Origin of the sequence: Butyrivibrio sp. YAB3001 (genome assembly GCF_900112195.1) — a bacterium.
In the GTDB taxonomy this organism is placed as follows: domain Bacteria; phylum Bacillota; class Clostridia; order Lachnospirales; family Lachnospiraceae; genus Butyrivibrio.
Genome location: NZ_FOKR01000011.1, coordinates 90107 through 112737 on the forward strand (window position 1 = coordinate 90107; position 22631 = coordinate 112737).

The window sequence follows — 22631 nt, forward strand, 5'->3', positions numbered from 1 at the left end:
AATGGTAGCACAAAATAAACTAGTAGAGAGAAATACTGCTAGCAGGACTATTTTCCATATTCGGATTACCAGGTTTTTCCGGAAAAAGATCATTTTTTTTACCTGAAAACTGAATAATGATACGTATATTAATATACCATATACAGAAGGTTAAATTACCATGTTTAGCAATTGTTTATATTTGGTTGATAAACTAATTGTTAAACCGTTGATTAAATGTGTCCCATTATGGAACATAGTATTGAAATAATCGGTAGGAAATTTCATGATAACATTCCTTGCGCGGTTTTATAGAATTGTGAGTGCTTTTTGGAGATGCCATTTTATAGAAAGACACTTGGGAGAACAATGGTTAATATCGCAAAGCTATTTTGGCGCTGAAAAATGCTTCAAAATGGCTTTTTATTTTGCCTGAAAAAATGTATGATAATTCATAAGTTGTTTGAAATCAGAGAGAATCGTACCATGGATAGGGTATTTATCCTGTTTTCTGGACATAGGTATTGAAACATGTGCTGATTGTATGGAATACCTTTGTTTTATGGTGTTCTACATATGGTTCTTTTACGGAGTATTAAATGTAAAAGCGTTTTGGTTGTATGACTGGAAAAAGGATAAGTTTTAAGGAAAAAAGCAAAATAATTCTTAGAAGAATACTTCTGATAATTATGGTAATTATTGCAGTCATCTTCTTTGTTTTGCATTATGATTCAAAAGAATATGCCTTGCAAAATGAACAGGAATATATAAACAGAATCTGCAAGATGACACATAATAGAGCTGTCGCTGTAGGAATAATGGACGGCGATGAAAACATATATCTGGAATACTGTGATATTGATGGGGAAAAGGTAGATGAGCATACGCTTTTTGAATTAGGATCGACGACAAAAGCATTCACAGGATTGGGAATCCTTAAACTTGAGAAGGAAGGCCTGATAAACATGGATTCACCTGTCTCAGACTATATAGGCTGGTTTAAACCACAGTATAAAAGCTGTGATGCTGTAGTCACAGTCAGGCATCTTATGAATCATTCAAGCGGGATTCCGGTATGGACCATTTCGCTTATTCCGGAGGGCAGCGAAGGGGAAATTACTTTAGAGGAAACTGTAAGAAAAATAGCCAATGTTAAGCTATCTCATAACCCTGGACAAATTCATGAATATGCAACAATCAATTATGATGTGCTTGCACTTATTATTGAAAATGTCACCGGCCAAAAATATGAAGATTATATTACAGAGACTGTTCTTAAAGCTGTAGGGATGAATGAGTCATTTTTTAGAACTTCAGACTCTGACAGGCAGCGTATCTTTACGGGACGTAAGGCTGGCTTTTTTGGGATGTGGCAATATGATGCTCCAACCTATTATGGAAATACTGCAGCCGGCTATCTTGCTTCTTATACTGCGGAGCTTGTCAAATGGATGAGATATGTAAGGAAAAATATTGATTTTGATTCTTTTCAGATAACAGACGCAAATAATTACTATGCGGGATGGAATTTACATCCCGACGCTCAAGAGCTTAAAGTGAGCTGAGGGGAACTGAGTTGTAATAGAGTGGCAAATTTTTCCAAAGAAATCCAGATGTGCATCAGAAGTACAACGATTTCGGTGGAGCTCAGGGGTGTTCAGTACCGGTCAATGCTGAAATTGTCCAAAATCGGGTTCCGCTCTATTCGCTGATTTGAGTCATTATTTGATGTCAAAAATGTGGCAAAAATGATTCAAAAAGAGGAACAGTTGAAAGCGTGTAAATAATGACCGGTTATTTACTTGACTCAATCAGCAAAGTAGAAATGTTATTTTAGAATTACGATAAGAACAGATTCCAACAATAATTAGGACATATACATTTTTCAAATGAAGAAGAATGTATGTGTCCTTTTTTATTCTTTTTTTCTAGCGCATCTCGGCCACCCAAAAAGGAGGACCGACGATGAATCGACCAAAACCACCACCAGTGAATTTAGACAAATATTGTGAAGGAAGATCCCGTAACTATGTCTCTTATGAAGATGGAGCCAGGATGTATGGCATGACATATTGGGGATTTGTGAGGCTCTGTCAGGAGATTGGAGCCAATATTCCCTTGAGGAAGACATCCATAGTAGATACGGAGATCGTGGAAGCATATATAGAGGAACATACACTTGAAATGGTAGAAGAGAAGGAGAAAGCAGATATGGCTAGAAGAAAGATAGAAGATCTTGAAGATCTCATTAAATTAGGGAAAAAGAAATATGTTCGAATCGCTGAAGGTGCTGAGCTTTATTCAGTTGGACTTCATACCTTTGAGTCCTGGGCCAAGGATGCCGGGGCTACAAGGAAGGTAAAAGGAGTTGTGCTTGTAAACACTGAGAAAATCGATAAGTTTATCGAATCATTTGCGGAGGATTGATTATGGGTAAAGTAATTGCGGTAGCAAATCAGAAAGGCGGAGTCGGAAAAACAGTAACCAGTGTAAATCTTGGTATTGGACTTGCAAGAGAAGGCAAAAAGGTCCTGATGATTGATTCGGATCCTCAGGGATCTTTGACAATCAGCCTTGGTTGTGAAGAGCCGGATAATCTTGATTATTCCCTGGCAAATGCACTCATCAATATCATCAATGAAGATCCTGTGGATGTAACTAAGGGGCTTATCCATCACGAAGAAGGTGTTGATATCATGCCAGGCAACATTGAACTGTCTAGCTTGGAAATTACATTAACCGGTGTGATCAGCAGAGAAACAATCCTAAAGGAATATGTTGATAAGGCCAGAGAGCTCTATGACTACATAATAATTGACTGCATGCCTTCTCTTGGAATGATGACTATAAATGCCCTTGCTTGCGCTGACAGTGTACTCATTCCGGTACAGGCCGCCTATCTTCCTGTAAAGGGTCTTCAGCAGCTGATTAAGACCATAGGAAGGGTTAAGAAACAGCTTAATCCAAAGCTTGAGATTGAGGGAATCCTTATAACTATGGTAGATAACAGAACCAATTATGCAAAAGACATTGCGGCTCAGATTTATGAAGCTTATTCCTCAAGCATAAACGTGTTTGATACAGAGATTCCTCTTTCAATCAGAGCTGCAGAGATCAGCGCTTCAGGAAGCAGCCTGTATGTATATGATCCTAAAGGAAAAGCGGCATTTGCATACACATCACTCATAAGGGAGGTAATGAATAATGGCACAAAGAGTTGGGCAGAAAGTAAAGCTATCTAGTATAGATGAACTCCTCGGTGTTCCAAGCACCGAGGGGGCTGTAGATCTTGATGTATTAACAATATATCCTTTTGAAAACCATCCTTTCAGAGTCGTTGATGATGAGAAGATGGATGAGCTGGTTGAAAGCATCAAAGAAAGCGGAGTTCTTACTCCGGTTCTTGTAAGACCGGATGACGAAGGTACTTACGAGATGATCTCCGGTCACAGAAGACTTCATGCGGCTAAGAGAGCTGGGCTTCGCAAGATCCCTGCAATCATCAAGGAAATGACAAATGATGATGCAACTATTGCGATGGTTAACGCAAATTCCCAAAGAGAAGAGGTATTACCCAGTGAAAGGGCGTTTGCATTGAGAATGAAGATGGATGCTATGAAACATCAGGGGAAAGCAACTTCGTCCCTTGAAGGGACGAAGTTAAGAACAGGAGACAGTATAGATAGTTTAAATAGGTCTCAGGTTCATAGATACATTCGACTTACTTATTTAATACCTAAATTATTAGATATGGTTGATGAAGGAAGATTGGCGGTTTTTGTTGGAGTGGAGATTTCCTTTCTCAACCAAGCATACCAACAGTGGATTTATGAATATATCCACGAAAACGGAATGATTAAGCAGGAACAGCTCATGGATCTGAGAAAGTACCGTGAAGATAATTCACTTACTCAGGAACAGCTGATAGACATTCTAATTCAGGGAAGATCCACACCTCAGGCGAGAAAGAAGTTCACAATCACAGAACGTAAGCTTAATAAGTTCTTTCCGGCTTATTATTCTCAGCCAGAGATAGAAAGAATTATCTACGGCCTTTTAGAGCAGTGGAGACAGGAACACGAAAGTGAGGACAAGTAATGCTGGAATACTTTTATAACACACAAGCAGAGCAGTTTGCCTCTGTTGAGATACCCAAGGAGCTTCTGACGGGGAAGAATTTCTCTTCCCTATCTCCAGCGGCCAAGATGATGTACGCAGTTCTTTTATCCAGGATGACAGAAGCTAAGAAGAACAGATGGATAGATAACGAGAACAGAGTTTATATCATTTATCCCCTTAGTAAGCTACAGGAAGATATTGGATTCTCAAGACATACAGTTATAGACAGCATGAGCGAATTGGAAGAGATTGGTCTCATCCAAAAGCTACAGATTAAAGGCAAGCCAAGCAGAATTTATGTAAAAAATTTTAATAAAGCACATCGATTTCAACTCATAGGGTAGTGCAAATATTGCACCACTAAGGAGTATAGAACGGAAATAATAGTAATTGAAGGGAGGTAAAAAAGAGTGAGCGAAAGAATCGTTTTTGACTATTTTAATGGTCAGGAAGCGGAGATGCTTGCCTTTTATAGAATACCTAAGCTTTTGTTCACAAACGCCTATTTTAGGGATTTAGACGCCCTTGCTAAGACATTATATGGCCTTATGCTGGATAGAATGTCATTATCCCTGAAAAATAAGTGGTTTGATGAGTTACAAAGAGCTTATATATACTTCGCTCAGACAGAAGCCGCAGAAATGCTGGGATGTGGCGAGGACAAGATCAGATGTCTGTTCAAGAATCTTGAGGAATACGGGCTTATAGAGCGTAAGAAACAAGGCCAGGGGAAGCCAACAGTTATTTATCTTAAGAATTTTGCTTCTAAAGAAAATGAAATTTCAGACCCCGGAAATATCGGGGTCAAGACCACGGAAAATTCGGGTTCTAGACCAATCGAAAATCGGGTTCTAGACCACGGCAAATCCGACACTAATAATAATAATATTAATAATACTTATAAAGTTATAAATACTAATCCTATCTCTTCGATGGGACAGGAACTGAATGATGAGTATAATGCATACGCAGAAATCATCAGAGAGAATTTGGCCCTGGATATTATGCTTGAAAGATATCCGGATGAAAAGGAAATTGTTGAAGGAATCTATGATCTTATCCTCGAAACAGTTCTTTGTAAGAACCCATCTATATGGATTTCCAAGAACGAGTACCCAACAAATCTTGTTAAGTCCAAGTTCCTGAAGCTTAACAACATGCATCTTGAGTATGTCATGGACTGCATGAAGAACAACACTACAAAGATTAGGAATATAAAGAATTACTTGTTATCAGCACTATTTAACGCACCGACAACGATGGGAAGCTACTATCAGTCAGAAGTAAGCCACGATATGGCTTGTGGAGCAGTTTAAGAAAGGAGAATCATATTATGCTAGCTATAATCTTACTGCCAATCGGAATACTACTTGGAATAGCAAAGGTCCTTATAACCAGGCTTGATCTGCTTAATTCACTTATGGTAGGAGCAGTTCCTGCCTTTCTTATCCGAAATATGGGTTTTGAAACTAGGACATCTTGGATTATATTTGGCGCTACTGCGCTTATGGCCTTTATCATCCAGCACATGTTTAAAATCGGTAAGGTACTCTTTGGCATCTGGGGATGCCTGGCTGTAGGGATCCTGTGCTATCTCTTCAGGGATAGCAGCCCTTACAATACTAGGATGATTACGGCTGGTGTTGGCATGGCTATAGCGGCGGTTATGAATTTTGGCTTTTGGATGTTTGAAGAATAATATAATGGTAATTTGCTGTAATTTGATTTCTTGAAAAATGCAGTTTAGCTAAGATAATGAATTTGTTTAATATAAAGGTCAGAAAATACCTGTATTTCATTTGAAATATTGTTTACATGGGTTAAAAATGTATATTTTCTATCTTGATGAAATGGAGACTTGGAATGACAAAAGGCGAATAAGCGGATATGTATTTTGCCGCAATCCAACAATATAATTGAATCATAAAAACACAGAAGAACACTTTAAGCATCAGGAGGATGCAGGGAATCAGTTTATCAGATTTCAGGAGGAGCAAAGTGGACTGGGGAATTATATTATTTCCTGGTCCACTTTTTTTGAAAAATAAGTAAAACAATAGGAGCGATAATAAGCCTGCTTGAAGAAAGGAGAGTGGATATTATGATGAACATTGCGATTCTAATAATATTAGCCTTTTCGGGATTGATGATCTGGTTTGTTTTGAGACCAAAGAAAAAGAGTTCTTATGAAAGAACAGGGATTTATGACGTACTAATGACAGAAAAGCAGTTTCGCAAAATTGCTATAGCATCATTAAGATGTTGGATAGACCGAATAGAAGACTTTTATGTTGAGGATGGAGTTGCATATTTTGAAGTAATGTCCCAAAGAGGCATATCAACGTGGAACTTTTGCATTGACTTTAATGATGGCGGAAGAATAACAGGAAGATATCATATAAATTCAGATAATATCGAATCTGGCATTCCACAAAAAATAGCCAATAGAATGGAGACAAAAATACGAAGAGCGTTGGACCAGGATTCTGATTACACAGGCTGGATAGTTTTACTTCTAATTCTTGCCGTTGTATTTGCTGGAATGATAATACTAGGAATGGCTTTTGCATAAGAATATATGTTTGGAACGCTTGTGCGAATACTTAGAGAGGTTTATGACCCAATAAATTGTTTAGGATAAGGATGTAGGGTGGTAGTAGTCTCATGAAATATAAGCAGAGAGGAGAATTCCTATGAAGCACGCAGTAATTGATCTCGAAATGTGTATGGTTCCAAAAGGATATAGAAAGCATGGGTTTAAGTATCGTCAAGAGACAATCCAGATTGGAGCAGTACTTCTTGATGAAGATTACGAAGTTGTCGACGAGTTCAATACCTATGTTAAGCCTGAATATGGAGTGATTGATAACTTTATAGAGAATCTTACGGGGATAACACGACGTGATGTGGCGGCAGCTCCATGCTTTGAAGAAGCGCTTGAAGCGTTTTTAGATTGGCTTCCTTCAGATGATGTAAGATGCGTTTCCTGGAGCAATTCTGATCCAAAGCAAATTATTCATGAAACCTTTGAAAAGGGAATAGAAGATGATAGGCTCGAGATTATCTTTGCAAACTGGATTGACTGTCAAAAGATTTTTGGCCAGAAAATGGAGAGAAAGAAAGCATACAGTCTTGAAGAAGCTCTTTATATTTCAAACATAGCTCCTGAAGGAAGGGCTCACAATGGCCTTGTTGACGCAGCTAATACAGCAACTCTTTTCACAAAGCTTGAGACAGAACCGGATTACAGACTCAATGAATGGTATGAGACAGCAAGAAAAGAAGATGTTGATCACCTGAGCTTCTGTATGGGAGATCTCTTTGCAGGGATAGTACTAGCATAATACCGGAATAGATCGCTTCCTCATTACAATTGAATATCCTTTTTGATTCGCGAAGAAATCATGTCCTGTAGTGAAAGGAGGATTGCACTGCAAATGTTATGGAAAAATGGCAGTGTAAATTTCACATGAATAATACAGGGCACAATGCAAGTGATATTTTCAAAAAGGATTCTTTACAATTGAATATTGATGAGGAGGTGGCGGCAATGAACAGCAATCCAGAGCGCTATAGTGGCGTATATAAAGAATTGGCTGAACTTATTGGTGATGCTGCGACGTTGAAGATCTGGAAGAGGTTTTCTGGACTTAATATCACGTTTCCGCAAAAGCTTTATTCAATAGATTTTCGTAAGGAATTCATAATGGAAAACATGGAGCTTATGAGACCTTCAGAGATGGCAAAAGCTTTAGGGCTATCAGAAAGAAGAGTGAGACAAATTATAGCAGAGATCAAGTGCGAAAAGCATTGAAAAACTGCATGTGATGTAAAAATGCCAAACTGCAAACGATGTTTAGGGAATATTTAGACTATTTTTAAAAAATCATCATTATGAACGCCTATAATGTATAGTGAGGGTTTATTAAGCAAAATATATAGATACAGGCAGTTTGGGGAGCAATATATTTACATCAATAAAGTAGACCACGGTGTACTGTGGGATTTGAGGAAGGAAAGTTATGATGAGGAAAAAATCTATTATCTTATTGGCTGCGATGATTATTCCACTGATTTCATTAAATACATTTAGAACGAACTCTATAACTTGTTATGCTGCTGAAACTGCGGCAAAGCAGCCGGTTGTAGGAGTAACGTATGTATTTGGTGAAAAGTCAAAATATGATTTTTCTGCACCAGAAAGCTCTGAAGCAACATCTAAGGATAATACATATGGTTCGTTTGAAATCTCTGGCGATATTTCTAATACAACGACCAAGGATGGGATGCCGTCTTATGGAGTTAATGGTGGTAATTTGCAGTTTATATATACCTACGATGATACTATGCTTAATGCTACCGGAGCGCAGGAACATTTTGTCGATGATAAGACAAAGACTATAAATGATATAACTTTAGATAATGACATTTTAAAGGGTGCATTAGTATTACAAACATCTAAAGATGGAAAAGTATGGTATACGGTACCAAATGAAACAGAAACCAATTTATTTGCAACTGATAAAGTTAGAACTGAGTCGTTCTATACTACTACGGACACACAGTTAATGAATGGTTGCTATTACAGGATAATAATAGCTTATAAGACTGAGAAGACAGTTGGGACTAATAAAATATTGTTTGTAAAGACAGATGATAAGGAATATCACAAGTACGCTGAGGTATATTCTTTCTACGCATATGATGCTACCGCGGTAAAAGTAAAAGTCCCAGAGGATGATAACCGTATGAATATGGGCAAGGTAGTAAGGTGCACTGATTATGATTCATATGGTGGAGCAAAAGACATAGATAATGAGGATCCGCACTCTGGATGGTCTATTGGCTCATTTTTCGTTGGTGGTTATACAGATAGTGTGGTTGACTCACAGACTAAAAGAACAGTATTTCTAAAGAACAACGGAGATCGTATCAGTCTGTGGTTTGATTTGGAGCAAAATATAAATCAATGCAGAAATAACCCGGATATAAAGATTGTTGCTGATACTAAGGGCTATGATAAGGGATTTGATGTGCCTGGTGGTGTTAATGAGACAATGGATTTTGGTAAAGGCGTCCTTATGATCAGGCAGAAATATAAGGACAATACATATTCTGATCCACAGGTATATACAAACTTTCTTGAGGCGGGAGCATCTCCGGATGCTACGACCAAGGTCGACTTGTTTGAAGAAGGCGATTATGAAGTTGCTTTGGATTACGCCGTAAAATATAACAAAACAAAACTGTTTGGAAAGACTATAGCTCCGCAGACTAATCACTACAGAATTGCATTTGAATTTGAGGTTCGAAATGGTAATACGTTGGTGTTCTTGAAAGATACTGCAACAGGGTCGGATCTTTCTAATGGTTCAATAACTGAGAATGGATTTTATATTGACCTGGCAAATTCTCAGTACCTGAAAGTTCACGTAAAACGTGAAGTGCTCAAGGATGGGTTTGACGGTCTTTCTGAAGATACTAAATTTAATAGCAGTGCGACAAATGGGGATAGATTCACCAAAGAAGGGGTATATACAGTTACCGTATCAAATCAATACAACAACGCTTCAACTGAAAAGCGAATATATGTAGGTAAGGACAATATACTTAAGGCCTATATGGTTACTGGGCTGTCAATATCAGAAATACAAGAGCAGCTAGAATTAGGTGCAACTATTGAAGATGATGGTACATTGATACCTCCGCCGGAACCAGAACCGGAACCGGAGCCAGAACCTGAGCTGACAGCTGAACAGGATAATGGTGTCGAAGGAGCTGCTACGGATTCATCATTAGGAAATACTAGCGTCACTGAAAATGCTCAAACATCTGAGAATACTAAGTCTACACCAAAAGAAACAGTTGGACAGGATTCCTCCATTGAGAATAAGGCATCTACAGGTAAAGGTAACGATGAGAAAAAAGAAATCATGAATGATAAAAAGGATGAAAAGGGGAAAACACCGAAATTACCTGTTGTACCGATTTCAATTGGGATAGTTATACTGGGATTTGTTGCATGGAAGAGAAAAGAATTAGTTGCTCTTTTTTCATCGAAAGATCAAGAACAGAAAGAAAACCACATAAACAATGATGCTGCAGTTAGCAACGAAAGTGATAAGGAGGACGAGAATAAATGAAAAAGTCAATTGCCCTTATCTTAAGTATGGTACTAGTTCTGACTGGTTGTGCATCACCAGTCTCCGAAAGTAATAATGAAGCTGTTAATATGGCATCCGAGGAATCTGCGACAATAGAGACAGCAGTTAACAATGTGGATGAAACAGTACCAGAAGAGACAGAAATTCATTCGGAAACTGCTACAACGAATGCTGAGAACTTATCATTTTCAGGATTGGATGATGAAGAGTTACTTACTTATGTCCAGAATAAAGTATATTCTGATGTGGTGAGCGGGCTTAATAGTGATGAATACTTTGTCGAAAATGTAGAAGCTATTTATGTTTCCGAAGAGTATATAGAGGAACTGACATATAACTCACAATCAAACATTTTCTTTGGATACACTCTCGATGAATTAAATAATATGTTCCAGGGTTCTCGCTACATCTTTACCGTAGATGATAATGGTCAGACGGTAGTGCAGGAGATGGAAACATTTTATGATGATTCTGCTCAAAAAATGCTTGAGAACGTAGCTATAGGCAGCGGGGTTATACTCTTATGTGTAACAGTGTCAGTTGTATCAGGAGGTCTTGGAGCGCCTGCAGTTAGCATGATATTTATGGCTAGTGCTAAGACCGGAACTGCATTTGCACTTTCATCTGCTGTTTTGGGTGGCGCTGCCACGGCTATAACAACTGGATATCAGACTTCTGATGTAGAGCAGGCATTTGAGCAGGGGATGTATGCGGCCAGCGAAGGTTTTAAATGGGGCGCTATATCGGGAGCAATTGTAGGTGGCGTTAGTGAAGGCACTGCGCTCTATGGAGCAGCAAAGCAGACAAACTTCACTATGAACCAGTATGCAAAGATTCAGCAGGAGACAGGATATCCTCTAGATGTAATCAAAGAATTCCATAGTATGGAAGAGTATCAGGTATTTAAAGACGCCAATTTAAAGTCTACTATGGTAGGCAATAAATCTGCATTGGTACGAACAGATATAGATTTGATGCAAGTTGATGCAAAGGGCCGAACGAATCTTGAGAGAATGAGACAAGGATTAGCTCCTCAGGATTCGAATGGAGTATCTTATCAGCTTCATCACATCGGCCAGAAAAAAGATGGCACATTAGCAATTCTTTCTGAGGCAGAACATGACAATCCTGCTTTGCACGGCTTCCTTGAAAGAACAGAAGCTCATGCACCTGGCAATAACTGGGATGCTGAAAGGAAAGCTTTTTGGGAAGCATATGCAGCCATGGTTGGTTAATTGGGAGGTACGAACTATGAGTAAAATAACAGAAGCATTTGAGAATAAAAGAAACTTTTATAGTGAAAAAGGTGCCTCATCCGAAGAAATAATAGATGCTGAGAAAAAGCTTGAAGTCAAATTTGCTGATGATTATAAAGAGTATCTTAAGCTTTATGGATCGGTTTCTTGTGCTGGTCATGAATTGACTGGAATTAGCGCAGACGCCAATCTGGATGTAGTGAATGCTACATTAAAGCAGTATAAGAAAAATCCAAATGTTAACGAACCGTTCTATGTTATCGAAGATACTCATATGGATGGAATAGTAATATGGCAGACCGAATCAGGAGAAGTATTTCAGTCAGAGTATAAAGAAGCACCTTTGAAAGTATATGGTTCCTTAGCGGAATATGTTTCCTCTTTTGAGAATTGATGAAAACCTCTTCCGATATAAGTGAAGTAATAATTGGAGATTATTATGAGCGAATACTATTGTCCTAATTGTGGAGCGGATCCAGTTTATGAGAGGCGGAAAGCTTAGAAAAGTAAGATTTGAGTATTCCGGATATGCTGTGGAAGCTGTACTTGATAGACTTCCTACGGCACAAATAATCAATGAATATGAAGGGAAATATACGGTTGAAGCAGAGGTTTTTGGAGATGGGATAGATATGTGGTTGAAAAGCCAAGGCGAAAATGTGCAGGTATTGAAATGAGCCTGTGATTCTGGGTGATTATAATGCAACGAATTTAGGAGGCTAATATGGGTGGGAAAATTGAAAATATTACAATACAGGGTATAGGCGGTACTGTGGATACGATTAATCAGATGCGCTTGGACCAGTATTTAAACAACTTAAAGATTCAAAATACAAATTTAGAAAAGGCAATTGAGGAATTAAGTAAGGCTAGAGACTTTTTAGGATCACCAGAACACATATTAGGAACAATGGCAACCAAACATGGAGAGGTAGCAGAGGTTTTTGACGTACGATTTGGAAATGCTGATAGGATTATCCGAGGAGAAGATCCCAATTTTACTTTTGATGGTGTTGGAAGAACTGCTGCAGAAGATTATCTGAAAAATTACCTTCCGATACAATCAAAGTTTGTGCAAAGTAATTTATCTATAGATGCTGTAATTAATCATCTTAAGGATTATCCTGACTTTGTAGAAAAAGGAGGTAGTTACTGTATTCCAAAGGACTTTTATGAACAAATAGAAATATGGAGAAAACTATCACCTGAAGAGTTGACTAAATTACCTGCATCAGAAGGAGGACGGCTTGCAAGAAATGTTATAAGTCGTGTTCATGAGTTAGAAGACAAGGCGGGAAAATCATTTGCAGAAGTTGTCGAGCCTTCTCAGTGTAACTATGACCAGGTTCAACTTAATTGTGCTGGAAATACTATAGATGGCAAAGAAAATGAAATTATCGAGGTAGATAATAAGTTAAGAGAAAAGTATTGGGAGATGTCCAGGGCTTCTGTAACAGAAGGGTTGAAAATGGCAGGAATAGCTGCTGCTATTTCTGGTGTCATTTCGTTTTCAGTTTCTCTAATAAGTGTGATGAAAGGGCAGAATAAAAACATTTCAGAACTGACCAAAGAAGATTGGATGGACATACTGAAACAAACTGGCATTGGAGTGGTAAAAGGAGGTGTTTCTGGAGGTGCTATTTATATATTAACAAATGTCGCTGGAGTGTCAGCGCCATTGGCTGCTGGTATTGTGTCTGGCACACTTGGAATAGCTACTGAAGCAGTTCGCCTTTATAGAAAAGAAATTACACTGGATGACTTTATTTATAATGCAATTGATGTTGCTACGGAAGCGGCTGTTAGTGCGGCTGGTGCTTTTGCGGGACAGCTTTTAATACCAGTACCTGTATTAGGCGCAATTATAGGATCTATGGTGACAACTGCTATTTTGGGCATGATTAAAAAATATATTTTTGGTGGGGGATTTTATGAACTTGTCAAGCAAGCTCATAAAGAAAAGGAGTTTTCCGATGAATATAAACCTCTAGTTGAGGCATTTGAACAGGCAAGTAGTGAGTGGGAACGATTAGAAAAGGAAATAACAAATATGCTCAGGCCGTATATAAATGCTAGTGAATCGGTATTCGAAAGGAAAGTTGAAAACTTGAGCAACTATATAGAGGGGATTTAAATATGAGTGAAATAGCTAATAATCTTGAACAGAGAGCAAATGAATTTGTGATGGAATGCAAGAATTATCCTGATGAAGAAATTAGTAAGATAGTAGCTGGAATGGTTGCAATAATAGAAGGTAATGAAGCAACGTACGAACGTATGAAAAATCAGAAATGGTTTGAACGCATTTGGTATGGGCTTACTTTACAAAATAAGGCAACTGTAAAGGAAATGCATGCAAAACGCGAAGAGCTTACCAAATATACCGTTAGAATTATAGTTAAGATGAATATGATTCTAGCAGAGCATGGTAATTGTATTTTCGATTTATATAGAGCAGTTGCAATTGTTAGAAGAGATATTGATTTACTTACAGATCAGGTTTCTGCTCTTGCACAAAAATTAAATGAGAAAATAATAAGTGTCGATCAGTATTATTTTTTAATTAATGAAATACGCAATCGAAAATTCAGTGTTGAAACACCTTTATTAAGCTTGATTAATATATTGTCTTTTATTGACAGTCGTGCATCAAAAGATAAGGCTAAGCTCGTCCAGTTAAAAGAAACTATGGAAGAGATGGGATTTGATTTTTCTAAGGAAGTAACAGTATCACATTACGCCGAAGAAATTCTTTCATTACCAAAAGAAAGTGTGGGTAGAATATTACTATTTTGCCAAAATTTTGCAAATAGAAGTCGCTTTATGGCATTTACTTGCTCTCTAATGGAAAACTATTTCTACCAGTGGGAGTCAGAAAGACATTTATCAAAGGCTAATGGAGAAGCTTTATCGCTTGCGCTAAATAGTAATAATCTACATGCATCAGATACATGTATAATTGGAGAACTTTTTGATGATATAACAAAGGAATTACCGAATGAATTTGATATTGTAGATATTTCATTTCAGGAAATATCTACGGAAATTCCTGCAAGACGTTTTACTAGAAAATCGACTAAGGCATTGAATATTATTGTTACAGGGACAGCTGGTGCAGGAAAGACTACGCTAATCAATTCGATTTTTGGGTGGAATTGTGAAGTTACGGGACAAGTGAAACAATCAGTAAGTAAATACTCAAATGACGAAGATAGTTTATGCTTATTTGAAACTGCAGGATTTTATTTTGATAATGTGGTAAACGATGAGATATTTAGGAGTATTGAGCAACTTAAACACCAACATGATAATTGTGTTGTTTGGTATTGTATTAATTCTCGTGGAAATCGGGTGGACACTCCATTTATTGAACGTATTTATGGCATAAAACTTCCTATAGTTATTGTTCTTACTCAATCTATCATTGAAGACAATTTATTAGAGAACGAAATAAAGCAAATGATACAGAGTAGAAATATGAGTAAAGTAAACTGTGTTTCAGTGGTTGCGAAAGAATATGAGAAACCTGCCAAAGTGCCAGTAGAAGGCTTGGAGGATTTGATTGATTCTACGATTGGTATAAGCAGTTGCGATAATTCAAATATAGGGTGAAGTTTTTAGGAAAGTAAAATTATAAGACTGGGATGTGTATTTGGAGAAATAATTGGATTTTTGATACTTTCATATTTGCTCTAGAGGGAAAAAATGAATAATGTCAACATAGTGGTAATGGGAAAAACAGGCTTTGGAAAAAGCACACTAATTAATGCAGTATTGAGCGAGGAAGTTGCGGCCACTGGAACTGGACATGCAATAACTAAAAAAAATGAAAAGTACAGCAAACAGGTAGACTTGCCGTTAGGTAAGAAGAATGCGTTGGTTAGTTGTAATTTGAATATGTATGACACGGTTGGGTTAGAAATTGATAATTCGATCACTGAACAAACGCTTGAGAACATAAAGGAAGAAATCGAGCGTACGAAGCAAGGTTTGGCGGTAAACGATATTTATGTTGTTTGGTTTTGTGTTAATGATAGGAGTAATCGATTTGAGTCTTATGAGATTGAGCTTATAAAAAAACTTTCGATAGATTATGAAATACCATTTATCATTGTCCTTACTCAGTGCATTTCGGAAGATGAAGGAGAATTGCCAAGGCAAATTAGAAGAAATCTACCTGACATTCCGATGCAGAAAGTGTTGGCTAAGGATTATTCTACAAGAGGTGGAAAGGTAGAGGCTTTTGGAGTTAATGATTTACTGAAAAAAAGCATAAATGATTATAAAAAACTTCGGGTAAAAATATTAGAACAGAAAATTGATAATCTAGATGAAAATCGTAAATTAAGAATTGAGCAGATTGAAAGTAGAGGAAAGGCAGTTGTTTCAGGTTATTCGTCGGCTGCGAAAAAAATTGGATTTGTACCTGGAGGATGTATTCCGATTGTCCATGGTATGTGTATAAAAATGATTTCTGATCTTAATGGAATTGCTGGAATAAAGTCAGGAGGAGATCTGGCTGCTGAGGTTTTTGCACTTATTACATTCGGGATAATTGCATCACCATTTATGGCTGTTCCGTTAGTAAGTTCGTTGATCGCGTCTATTTACGTTGAAACTGTTGGTGATTTTTACTTGGAAGCTTTGGTTAAAGTTATTCATTTGTCTACAGATAAAGAATTAAAAGATAATGAGCTGATAAAGAAAAGACTTAAAGAAGAGCTTTCAAAGTTAAAAAAGTAGGAGGATGAATAATGGCTAGTGTTACTGGTGAGCAAAAGTTCAATCAGAAAAAAGATGAGCTCGAAAAGAATTTAGATGAGAGATTAAATGCAGATAATTTACCTGATGCAAACATCATGGTTGTAGGAATTACTGGAACAGGGAAAAGCACTTTGATAAATGCGGTATTTGGTAGTGAACTGGCAGCAACTGGAAGCGGACAACCAGTAACAGACCATATATCAGAATATAAGAGCAATGATACTCATATAAATATTTGGGATACTATTGGGTTGGAATTGGATTCTGAAAAGACAAAAGAATCAATTAAATCAATACGAGCAAAAATTGCATCTAAAGCGGAGTCTGAGGATCCGTACGATAGAATACATGCTATATGGTATTGTATTAATTCGGGAAGTAATCGTTATCAAGGTGCAGAGCTAGAATTTATAAAGGAGCTGTATACTATTGGAGTTCCGTTTATTATAGTGTTGACACAATGTTCCGGAGATGAGGAAGAGGTGAATGCATTTGAAGCGGAAATTAAGAAAATCAATTCTTCGATGAACATGGACGACATTAAAGTGGTTCAAGTACTGGCTTTGCCGGTTAAATATCGAGGACAAGCAGAACCAATTCCTGCGTTTGGACTAGATGAGTTAGTTAATGTAACTTTACAGCTACTACCTGACTTTATAAAAAGCGGTTTTATTGCTGCGCAAAAAGTTAGCCAAAACCAAAAACGAAGTGAATGTGAGGGAATTATATGTGAATATGTTAGGGCAGCACAATTAGATTTTTGGGATAGGGTGCCACTTGTTAATGTTGGAAGAACTGGTAGAAATATTATGAATATGTTTAGAAAGATTGGTGAGATGTATAATACGGTATTGTCCGAGGAGAGTATAAAAGAAATAATGGATAAATGTCACGTTGATAAAGAAAATAAATTCTTTGGGCTTATAAGTCCTATTGATATGGGATATAGTAAAAAAATAACTGCATTATTAGAGCAGAAAAAGGATGAAGGTTTTTCTGTTGAGGTATCTGATGTAGAAAGCAAATATCGCGCCGCAAGAATGATAGCTTTTTATGGATATACATTTGTGGATGCCATTGAAGAATTGTGGAGGAACTTGACAGAAGAACAACTTAAAAACGTTGATATGGTCGTAAGAGAACTTATTGGAATTATTAATGCCAAGCTGAAGGCACGTGTCAAATGAAAGGAGATTTACTATGAAGGAGAAAGGGGCAAATGATGTAATCACTGTTATTGTGGCGGGAGTAATAATATTCGGAATTTTAGGCGGGTTATTATTTGTAGATAAATACGCGAGTCGTTAACTGCGACGTTTTGCGACAAAATGCGACGGATTGTCCCGGTTTTGCGACGAATTGCGACGTTTTGTCCATTGCAAGCCATTTTTAGGGATGATATTATTATAGTGGACAAGGGAGCAGGTAAGAGCCAAGCTTCCTTGTCTTTCTTATGCGCATAATTGAATAAGGGAAATTTAGAGCGTCAGCTCATGACTGAGAAATCAGTTGTGGGTCTGGCGCTTTTCTTTTGCCCGAAAGCAGATGGCTCAATAAAAGAAGAGAGGAAGAAGTTATGGATTTTGAAGAATTCAAAGAAGCCATTACCAAGGATGTTAAGAAAGCAGTGGATGAGCGACTTGGCACCAACACAGAGGTCGAGATCAGGCATAACAATAAGACAAACTACTCTTATGATGCTCTGATCGTAAGACCTGAGGGTGCTGAGGTTGGAGTGAGTCTTGATTCGGACCAGCTGTACAAAGGCTTTGAGAACGGAATTGATTACAACACAATCGTATCCGGAGCTGCTGATCAGGCAGCCAAAGCTCTTAAGGAAGGACCTGAGTTCGATATCGACATGTTCTCTGATTACGGTCAGATGAAGGAAAAGCTTTCAATTGAAGTCATCTCTGCTGAGAGAAATGCAGACATCCTCGTAAATGTTCCTCATAAGAACCTTGAGGATATGGCGATTGTCTACCGCTTCAATGTGGGTATGACTCCTGAGGGAAGAGGCACAATCCTGGTTACAAACGACATGCTTGATAAGTACGGAATCACTGCAGAGCAGCTTCATGCTGATGCTCTGGAGAGTGCTCCTGAGATCAGGCCTGTAGTTATCAAGGGAATGTCAGAATTCCTTGCAGAGATGATGGGTGCTGAACAGGCAGAAATGCTTGGTTTTGCACCTGTTCAGGATGAGCCGGTACTTGTGGCATCTGTTCCTGACAACATCAAGGGAGCCGGAATCATAGCCTACACCGACTTTATGGATAAAGCGGCTGAGAGGATTGGCGGCGACTTCTATATTCTCCCTGCATCGATTCACGAGGTTCTCCTTGTGAAAGATGATGGCATGGTCAGCAAGGAACACCTTGAAATGATGGTAAAAGAGGTAAATGCCACCACGGTAGATCCTTCAGAGCAGCTTACCGATAGTGTTTACCACTACGATTCCAAGGAAAAGATCTTTGAGCTGGCTGATAAGTTTGAGGCCAGGACCAAGGGAGAGAAGGAAATCGTAGGTAAGGAGAAAGGCTCACTGATGGCTGAGATCAAGGAGAAGCAGAAAGAAGTAGCTGCAACGCCTAAGAAGGAAACACCTGAGATCAAGCCAAAAGCTAAGGGAGGGGAAGCAAAATAAGATGATTTTTTCGAAGGATAAGCCAAAGAACTGCCGCGGTTGTCAGCATAAAGACGTCTGCGACGGAGTAAAAAGAAGATGTGTATACAGACAGGAAAAGCTGGAAAAGAACTTTGGGGATGACTACCCATGTAAAGGCTGTTGTTATGGGGAGTGTAGCAGAATCTGCTTCCCCTGCTATAAGAACCTTTTAGGACAGCCGGGAATAAAAGAGTGGGAAGCTGCGCACCCGAAGGTCAACCTCGGATAAGCTTGGGTTTTCCTTTGATAAATCAAGCAGAAAGGGGGATAGCATGGAAGTTTATGAATTTGACGACGTTGTCGTTATAGTCATGAAGGGGGTGACGCTGATTGCAATCAGATCAGACGACGAAAGAGAGCATCGAGTTCTGCTATAGGCGTGCACTTCAGGCAAAAGACCTTACTGCCAGGAATCTGGTAAGGCTCATAAAGCTTGCAAAATTCATCTGCAATAAGGTCAAAGAATCAAAGGACCCGGAAGTAAAGCATGGGAAGATGAAGATAAAGGACCTGATCCGAAAGGATGAAGGTGCTACCAGCGTTGATGTTTCCAAGACAGAGCTTAGGGATTTCAAGAGAGTAGCCAAAAGATATGGCGTTGACTTCGCTATTGTGAAACACAAGACTGAAGATAAGACGCTGTACTCAGTATTCTTCAAGGCTAAAGATCAGGAAGCCATAAACGATCTGATCAATTACTACACGGAGAAAAGGCTCTTGAAGGAGAGCAGGCCTTCTCTTAGGGAACATCTTAAGGAACTGAAGGACAAAGTCAAAAATGCTCCCCATAAGATCATTCACAGGGCAAAGGAGAGGAGCAGATGATTACATTAGATACTCTTCTCCATAACCCCAGGGCTCTTATCGGAATCATTGGCTTTGTTGTGATGATGCTGGTCTTAACCATCTGGGACAAAAGGGAAAATAGGCGAAATTTTAAGAAACGCATAGAATTTGGTTCTGCCAAATGGGGAACCAAAAAGGACATAGAGCCCTACATAGACCCAGTGTTTGACCAGAATGTCATTCTTTCGGAATCTGAGATGCTGACAATGAACTCAAGACCTGAGAATCCCAAGTACGCCAGGAACAAAAACGTCATGGTAATTGGTGGTTCCGGTTCAGGTAAGACGAGATTCTTTGTTAAGCCCAACCTTCTTCAGATGCACTCATCCTATGTGGTTACTGATCCAAAGGGTCAGCTTCTACCAGAAACGGGGACAGCTCTTTTGAAAAATGGATACAGGATCAAGGTGTTTAACTCTATCAACTTCAAGAAGAGTATGCATTATAACCCATTTATGTATATCCATTCGGAAAAAGACATCCTGAAGTTGGTCAGTGTACTCATGCTAAATACCAAGGGTGAAGGCAGTGGATCAAATTCCGATCCCTTCTGGGACAAAGCAGAAAGGCTGCTGTACACAGCGCTCATAGGATATATCCATTATGAAGCGCCAAAAGCTGAGCAGAATTTCACCACACTTCTTGAGATGATCAATGCAATGGAAGTCAGAGAGGATGATGAGAACTTCAAAAATGCTATCGATCTCCTTTTTGATGAACTTGAGGAAAAAGATCCCGAGCACTTTGCAGTAAGGCAGTACAAGAAATATAAACTTGCTGCCGGCAAGACTGCTAAGTCTATTTTGGTTTCCTGCGGTGCTAGAATGGCTCCTTTTGATATTGCGGAGCTGCGGGAACTTACTTCCTATGATGAGCTGGAGCTTGATACCTTAGGGGATGAGAAGACAGCTCTTTTCCTGATCATGTCAGATACGGATGGAACATTCTCATTCCTCATAAGCATGATCTACACTCAGCTATTTAACCTTTTGTGTGAAAAAGCTGATGATGTGTATGGGGGAAGGCTTCCGGTCCATGTAAGGTGCCTCATCGATGAGTTCGCCAACTGCGGAAAGATTCCGGGGATAGAAAGACTTGTAGCCACAATCCGAAGCAGAGAGATTTCAGCCTGTATAATTCTTCAGGCCAAGTCCCAGTTAAAGGCAATCTACAAGGATGATTCCGAGACTATTGTGGGCAACATGGATTCTCAGATATTCCTTGGCGGAACCGAGCAGAACACGCTCAAAGATTTAAACGCCATCCTGGGAAAAGAGACAATCGACTATATCAACCTTCAGGACACAAGGGGCAACTCAGAGAGTAAAGCCAACAATTTCCAGAAGGCAGGTCGTGATCTTATGACCATGGATGAGCTGGCTGTTATGGATGGTGGAAAATGTATCGTTCAGGTTCGAGGTGTAAGACCATTTCTTTCAAAGAAATATGACCTGACACAGCATCCACGCTACAAACAGACAGCGGATTACAGCAAAAAGAACTATTTCGATATCGAGAAGTTCTTGAAGCAAAAAGACAACTTAATATTGAAACCCGATGACGAGTACATAGTCATCGACGAAAATGAAGCAGGTAACTATTAACCGGCATCCCAGCATCACGAGGGGTGTCGCTAACCAAAAACAATTATTGGAGGAAAAGAATTATGGCATTTTTTCAGAGCAGCGTAACAGTTTTACAGACACTTGTAATCGCACTTGGTGCAGGTCTTGGTATCTGGGGTGGTGTAAACCTCATGGAGGGCTACGGCGGAGATAACCCTGGAGCAAAGTCTCAGGGTATGAAGCAGTTGATGGCTGGTGGCGGAATCGCCCTCATCGGTACCACACTTGTACCTCTTCTTGCAGGTCTTTTCTGATCCGCGAGGAGGGAAGGAATCAGGTCGGGGAGTAACAACTCCCCGGCTTTTTCCAAATTAGTAGAAATAATGGAGGGCATGAATGGAAGCCGTACTTGAACAAATAGAAGAGTGGGTTAGAAACATGCTCATTGAAGGAATAATGGAACACCTGACAGGCGTCTTTGACTCGATGAATACAGAAGTAGGCGAAGTCACAAACATTGTTGGCCAGACACCGGCAAGCTTTATGCCTTCAGTCTATAACCTGATCAGAAATCTGTCAGAGAACGTGATAATGCCTGTGGCGGGAATAATACTTACGTTTATTGCCTGCTACGAGCTTATCCAGCTTGTTATAAGTCACAACAATCTTGCGAACTTTGAGACCTGGATTTTTTTCAAGTGGGTTCTCAAAACCTTTGTTGCAGTAACACTTATCACAAACACTTTTACCATAACCATGGCAGTATTTGATGTTGCCAAATGGATAATCGACCAAAGCGGAGGAATAATAGCAGCCAGCACGGCAATTGATGCATCAGCTCTTGCCGGTATGCAGTCTACACTTGAAGCAATGGAGACCGGAGAACTATTCAGTGTCTTTTTACAGACCTTTGTTCTTCAGTTCCTTGTAAGAGTAGCAGCAATCTTTATTTACATCATAGTGAATGGAAGAATGGTGGAGATCTATCTTACAATCTCCCTTGCACCTATTCCTTTTTCAACCTTCGGAAATCAGGAACAGTCCCAGATTGGGCAGAATTATTTCAGATCAGTATGTGCTCTTGGATTCCAGGGATTCCTTATTATGGTCTGCGTAGGAATATATGCAGTGCTTATCCAGTCGATAGCATTTTCATCTGATATCATGGGCTCACTTTGGAAAGCGTTTGGATTTACGGTACTCTTGGGATTCACACTTCTTAAGACCGGTTCTATAGCAAAGAGTATTGTTCATGCACATTAAGAAGGAG

Annotated in this window: 22 protein-coding genes and 2 pseudogenes; all 24 read left to right on the plus strand. The window is 38.9% G+C overall.

What is annotated here, in order from left to right; translation table 11 throughout:
- The first annotated feature begins 599 nt into the window (after positions 1-599).
- The 24 genes and pseudogenes from BM086_RS12535 (at position 600) to BM086_RS12650 (ending at position 22624) form a co-directional block, all read left to right on the plus strand.
- On the plus strand, positions 600-1544 hold the full coding sequence (locus tag BM086_RS12535) for a serine hydrolase domain-containing protein (RefSeq protein ID WP_092327117.1): 945 nt from the start codon (positions 600-602) through the stop codon (positions 1542-1544).
- A 400-nt stretch (positions 1545-1944) separates the two neighbouring features.
- Positions 1945-2406, plus strand: coding sequence for a DUF6462 family protein (locus tag BM086_RS21785; protein ID WP_330391596.1), 462 nt, complete (start codon positions 1945-1947; stop codon positions 2404-2406).
- Between the two features lie 2 nt (positions 2407-2408).
- Positions 2409-3221 (plus strand): ParA family protein, encoded by an 813-nt coding sequence (locus BM086_RS12545; RefSeq protein WP_092327120.1) that lies wholly within the window; start codon positions 2409-2411, stop codon positions 3219-3221.
- Positions 3184-4077 carry a ParB/RepB/Spo0J family partition protein gene (locus tag BM086_RS12550; protein ID WP_092327123.1) on the plus strand — a complete coding sequence of 298 codons (894 nt, stop codon included), beginning with the start codon at positions 3184-3186 and terminating at the stop codon, positions 4075-4077. Before BM086_RS12545 ends, BM086_RS12550 begins: the two co-directional genes overlap by 38 nt.
- Positions 4077-4442 carry a replication initiator protein A gene (locus tag BM086_RS12555; protein ID WP_092327126.1) on the plus strand — a complete coding sequence of 122 codons (366 nt, stop codon included), beginning with the start codon at positions 4077-4079 and terminating at the stop codon, positions 4440-4442. The genes BM086_RS12550 and BM086_RS12555 overlap by 1 nt, the downstream gene beginning before the upstream one ends.
- Before the next feature lie 66 nt (positions 4443-4508).
- On the plus strand, positions 4509-5414 hold the full coding sequence (locus tag BM086_RS12560) for a DUF6017 domain-containing protein (RefSeq protein WP_092327129.1): 906 nt from the start codon (positions 4509-4511) through the stop codon (positions 5412-5414).
- A gap of 17 nt (positions 5415-5431) precedes the next feature.
- On the plus strand, positions 5432-5797 hold the full coding sequence (locus BM086_RS12565; protein ID WP_092327132.1) for a hypothetical protein: 366 nt from the start codon (positions 5432-5434) through the stop codon (positions 5795-5797).
- A gap of 402 nt (positions 5798-6199) precedes the next feature.
- Complete coding sequence (locus BM086_RS12570; protein WP_092327134.1) at positions 6200-6670, plus strand: hypothetical protein; 471 nt, start codon at positions 6200-6202, stop codon at positions 6668-6670.
- A gap of 121 nt (positions 6671-6791) precedes the next feature.
- On the plus strand, positions 6792-7442 hold the full coding sequence (locus BM086_RS12575; RefSeq protein ID WP_092327137.1) for a 3'-5' exonuclease: 651 nt from the start codon (positions 6792-6794) through the stop codon (positions 7440-7442).
- Between the two features lie 206 nt (positions 7443-7648).
- Positions 7649-7912: a Mor transcription activator family protein gene (locus BM086_RS12580; RefSeq protein ID WP_242952196.1), complete on the plus strand. Its 264-nt coding sequence runs from the start codon at positions 7649-7651 to the stop codon at positions 7910-7912.
- Between the two features lie 208 nt (positions 7913-8120).
- On the plus strand, positions 8121-10241 hold the full coding sequence (locus BM086_RS12585) for a hypothetical protein (RefSeq protein ID WP_092327143.1): 2121 nt from the start codon (positions 8121-8123) through the stop codon (positions 10239-10241).
- Positions 10238-11497, plus strand: coding sequence for an HNH/ENDO VII family nuclease (locus tag BM086_RS12590; protein ID WP_092327146.1), 1260 nt, complete (start codon positions 10238-10240; stop codon positions 11495-11497). Before BM086_RS12585 ends, BM086_RS12590 begins: the two co-directional genes overlap by 4 nt.
- Before the next feature lie 16 nt (positions 11498-11513).
- Positions 11514-11912 (plus strand): SMI1/KNR4 family protein, encoded by a 399-nt coding sequence (locus BM086_RS12595; protein ID WP_092327149.1) that lies wholly within the window; start codon positions 11514-11516, stop codon positions 11910-11912.
- Positions 11913-11985: 73 nt separating this feature from the next.
- A pseudogene (locus tag BM086_RS12600) lies at positions 11986-12195 on the plus strand (helix-turn-helix transcriptional regulator); the annotation flags it as partial.
- A gap of 47 nt (positions 12196-12242) precedes the next feature.
- Positions 12243-13652 carry a hypothetical protein gene (locus BM086_RS12605; RefSeq protein ID WP_092327155.1) on the plus strand — a complete coding sequence of 470 codons (1410 nt, stop codon included), beginning with the start codon at positions 12243-12245 and terminating at the stop codon, positions 13650-13652.
- Positions 13653-13654: 2 nt separating this feature from the next.
- On the plus strand, positions 13655-15130 hold the full coding sequence (locus BM086_RS12610; RefSeq protein WP_092327158.1) for a GTPase domain-containing protein: 1476 nt from the start codon (positions 13655-13657) through the stop codon (positions 15128-15130).
- Positions 15131-15223: 93 nt separating this feature from the next.
- Positions 15224-16261: a GTPase domain-containing protein gene (locus BM086_RS12615; RefSeq protein ID WP_092327161.1), complete on the plus strand. Its 1038-nt coding sequence runs from the start codon at positions 15224-15226 to the stop codon at positions 16259-16261.
- 11 nt (positions 16262-16272) lie between these two features.
- The gene (locus BM086_RS12620) at positions 16273-17469 is read left to right on the plus strand and encodes a GTPase family protein (protein ID WP_092327164.1); all 1197 of its coding nucleotides are present in this window, start codon (positions 16273-16275) and stop codon (positions 17467-17469) included.
- 389 nt (positions 17470-17858) lie between these two features.
- The gene (locus BM086_RS12625; RefSeq protein WP_175560255.1) at positions 17859-18929 is read left to right on the plus strand and encodes a DUF5688 family protein; all 1071 of its coding nucleotides are present in this window, start codon (positions 17859-17861) and stop codon (positions 18927-18929) included.
- A gap of 1 nt (position 18930) precedes the next feature.
- The gene (locus BM086_RS12630; protein ID WP_092327166.1) at positions 18931-19179 is read left to right on the plus strand and encodes a hypothetical protein; all 249 of its coding nucleotides are present in this window, start codon (positions 18931-18933) and stop codon (positions 19177-19179) included.
- A gap of 101 nt (positions 19180-19280) precedes the next feature.
- The gene (locus BM086_RS12635) at positions 19281-19775 is read left to right on the plus strand and encodes a PcfB family protein (protein WP_092327169.1); all 495 of its coding nucleotides are present in this window, start codon (positions 19281-19283) and stop codon (positions 19773-19775) included.
- Between the two features lie 35 nt (positions 19776-19810).
- Positions 19811-21400: pseudogene (locus BM086_RS12640) on the plus strand (VirD4-like conjugal transfer protein, CD1115 family); the annotation flags it as partial.
- Positions 21401-21462: 62 nt separating this feature from the next.
- Positions 21463-21675, plus strand: coding sequence for a Maff2 family mobile element protein (locus BM086_RS12645; RefSeq protein WP_092327175.1), 213 nt, complete (start codon positions 21463-21465; stop codon positions 21673-21675).
- Between the two features lie 82 nt (positions 21676-21757).
- Complete coding sequence (locus BM086_RS12650) at positions 21758-22624, plus strand: VirB6/TrbL-like conjugal transfer protein, CD1112 family (protein ID WP_092327177.1); 867 nt, start codon at positions 21758-21760, stop codon at positions 22622-22624.
- Positions 22625-22631 lie beyond the last annotated feature (7 nt).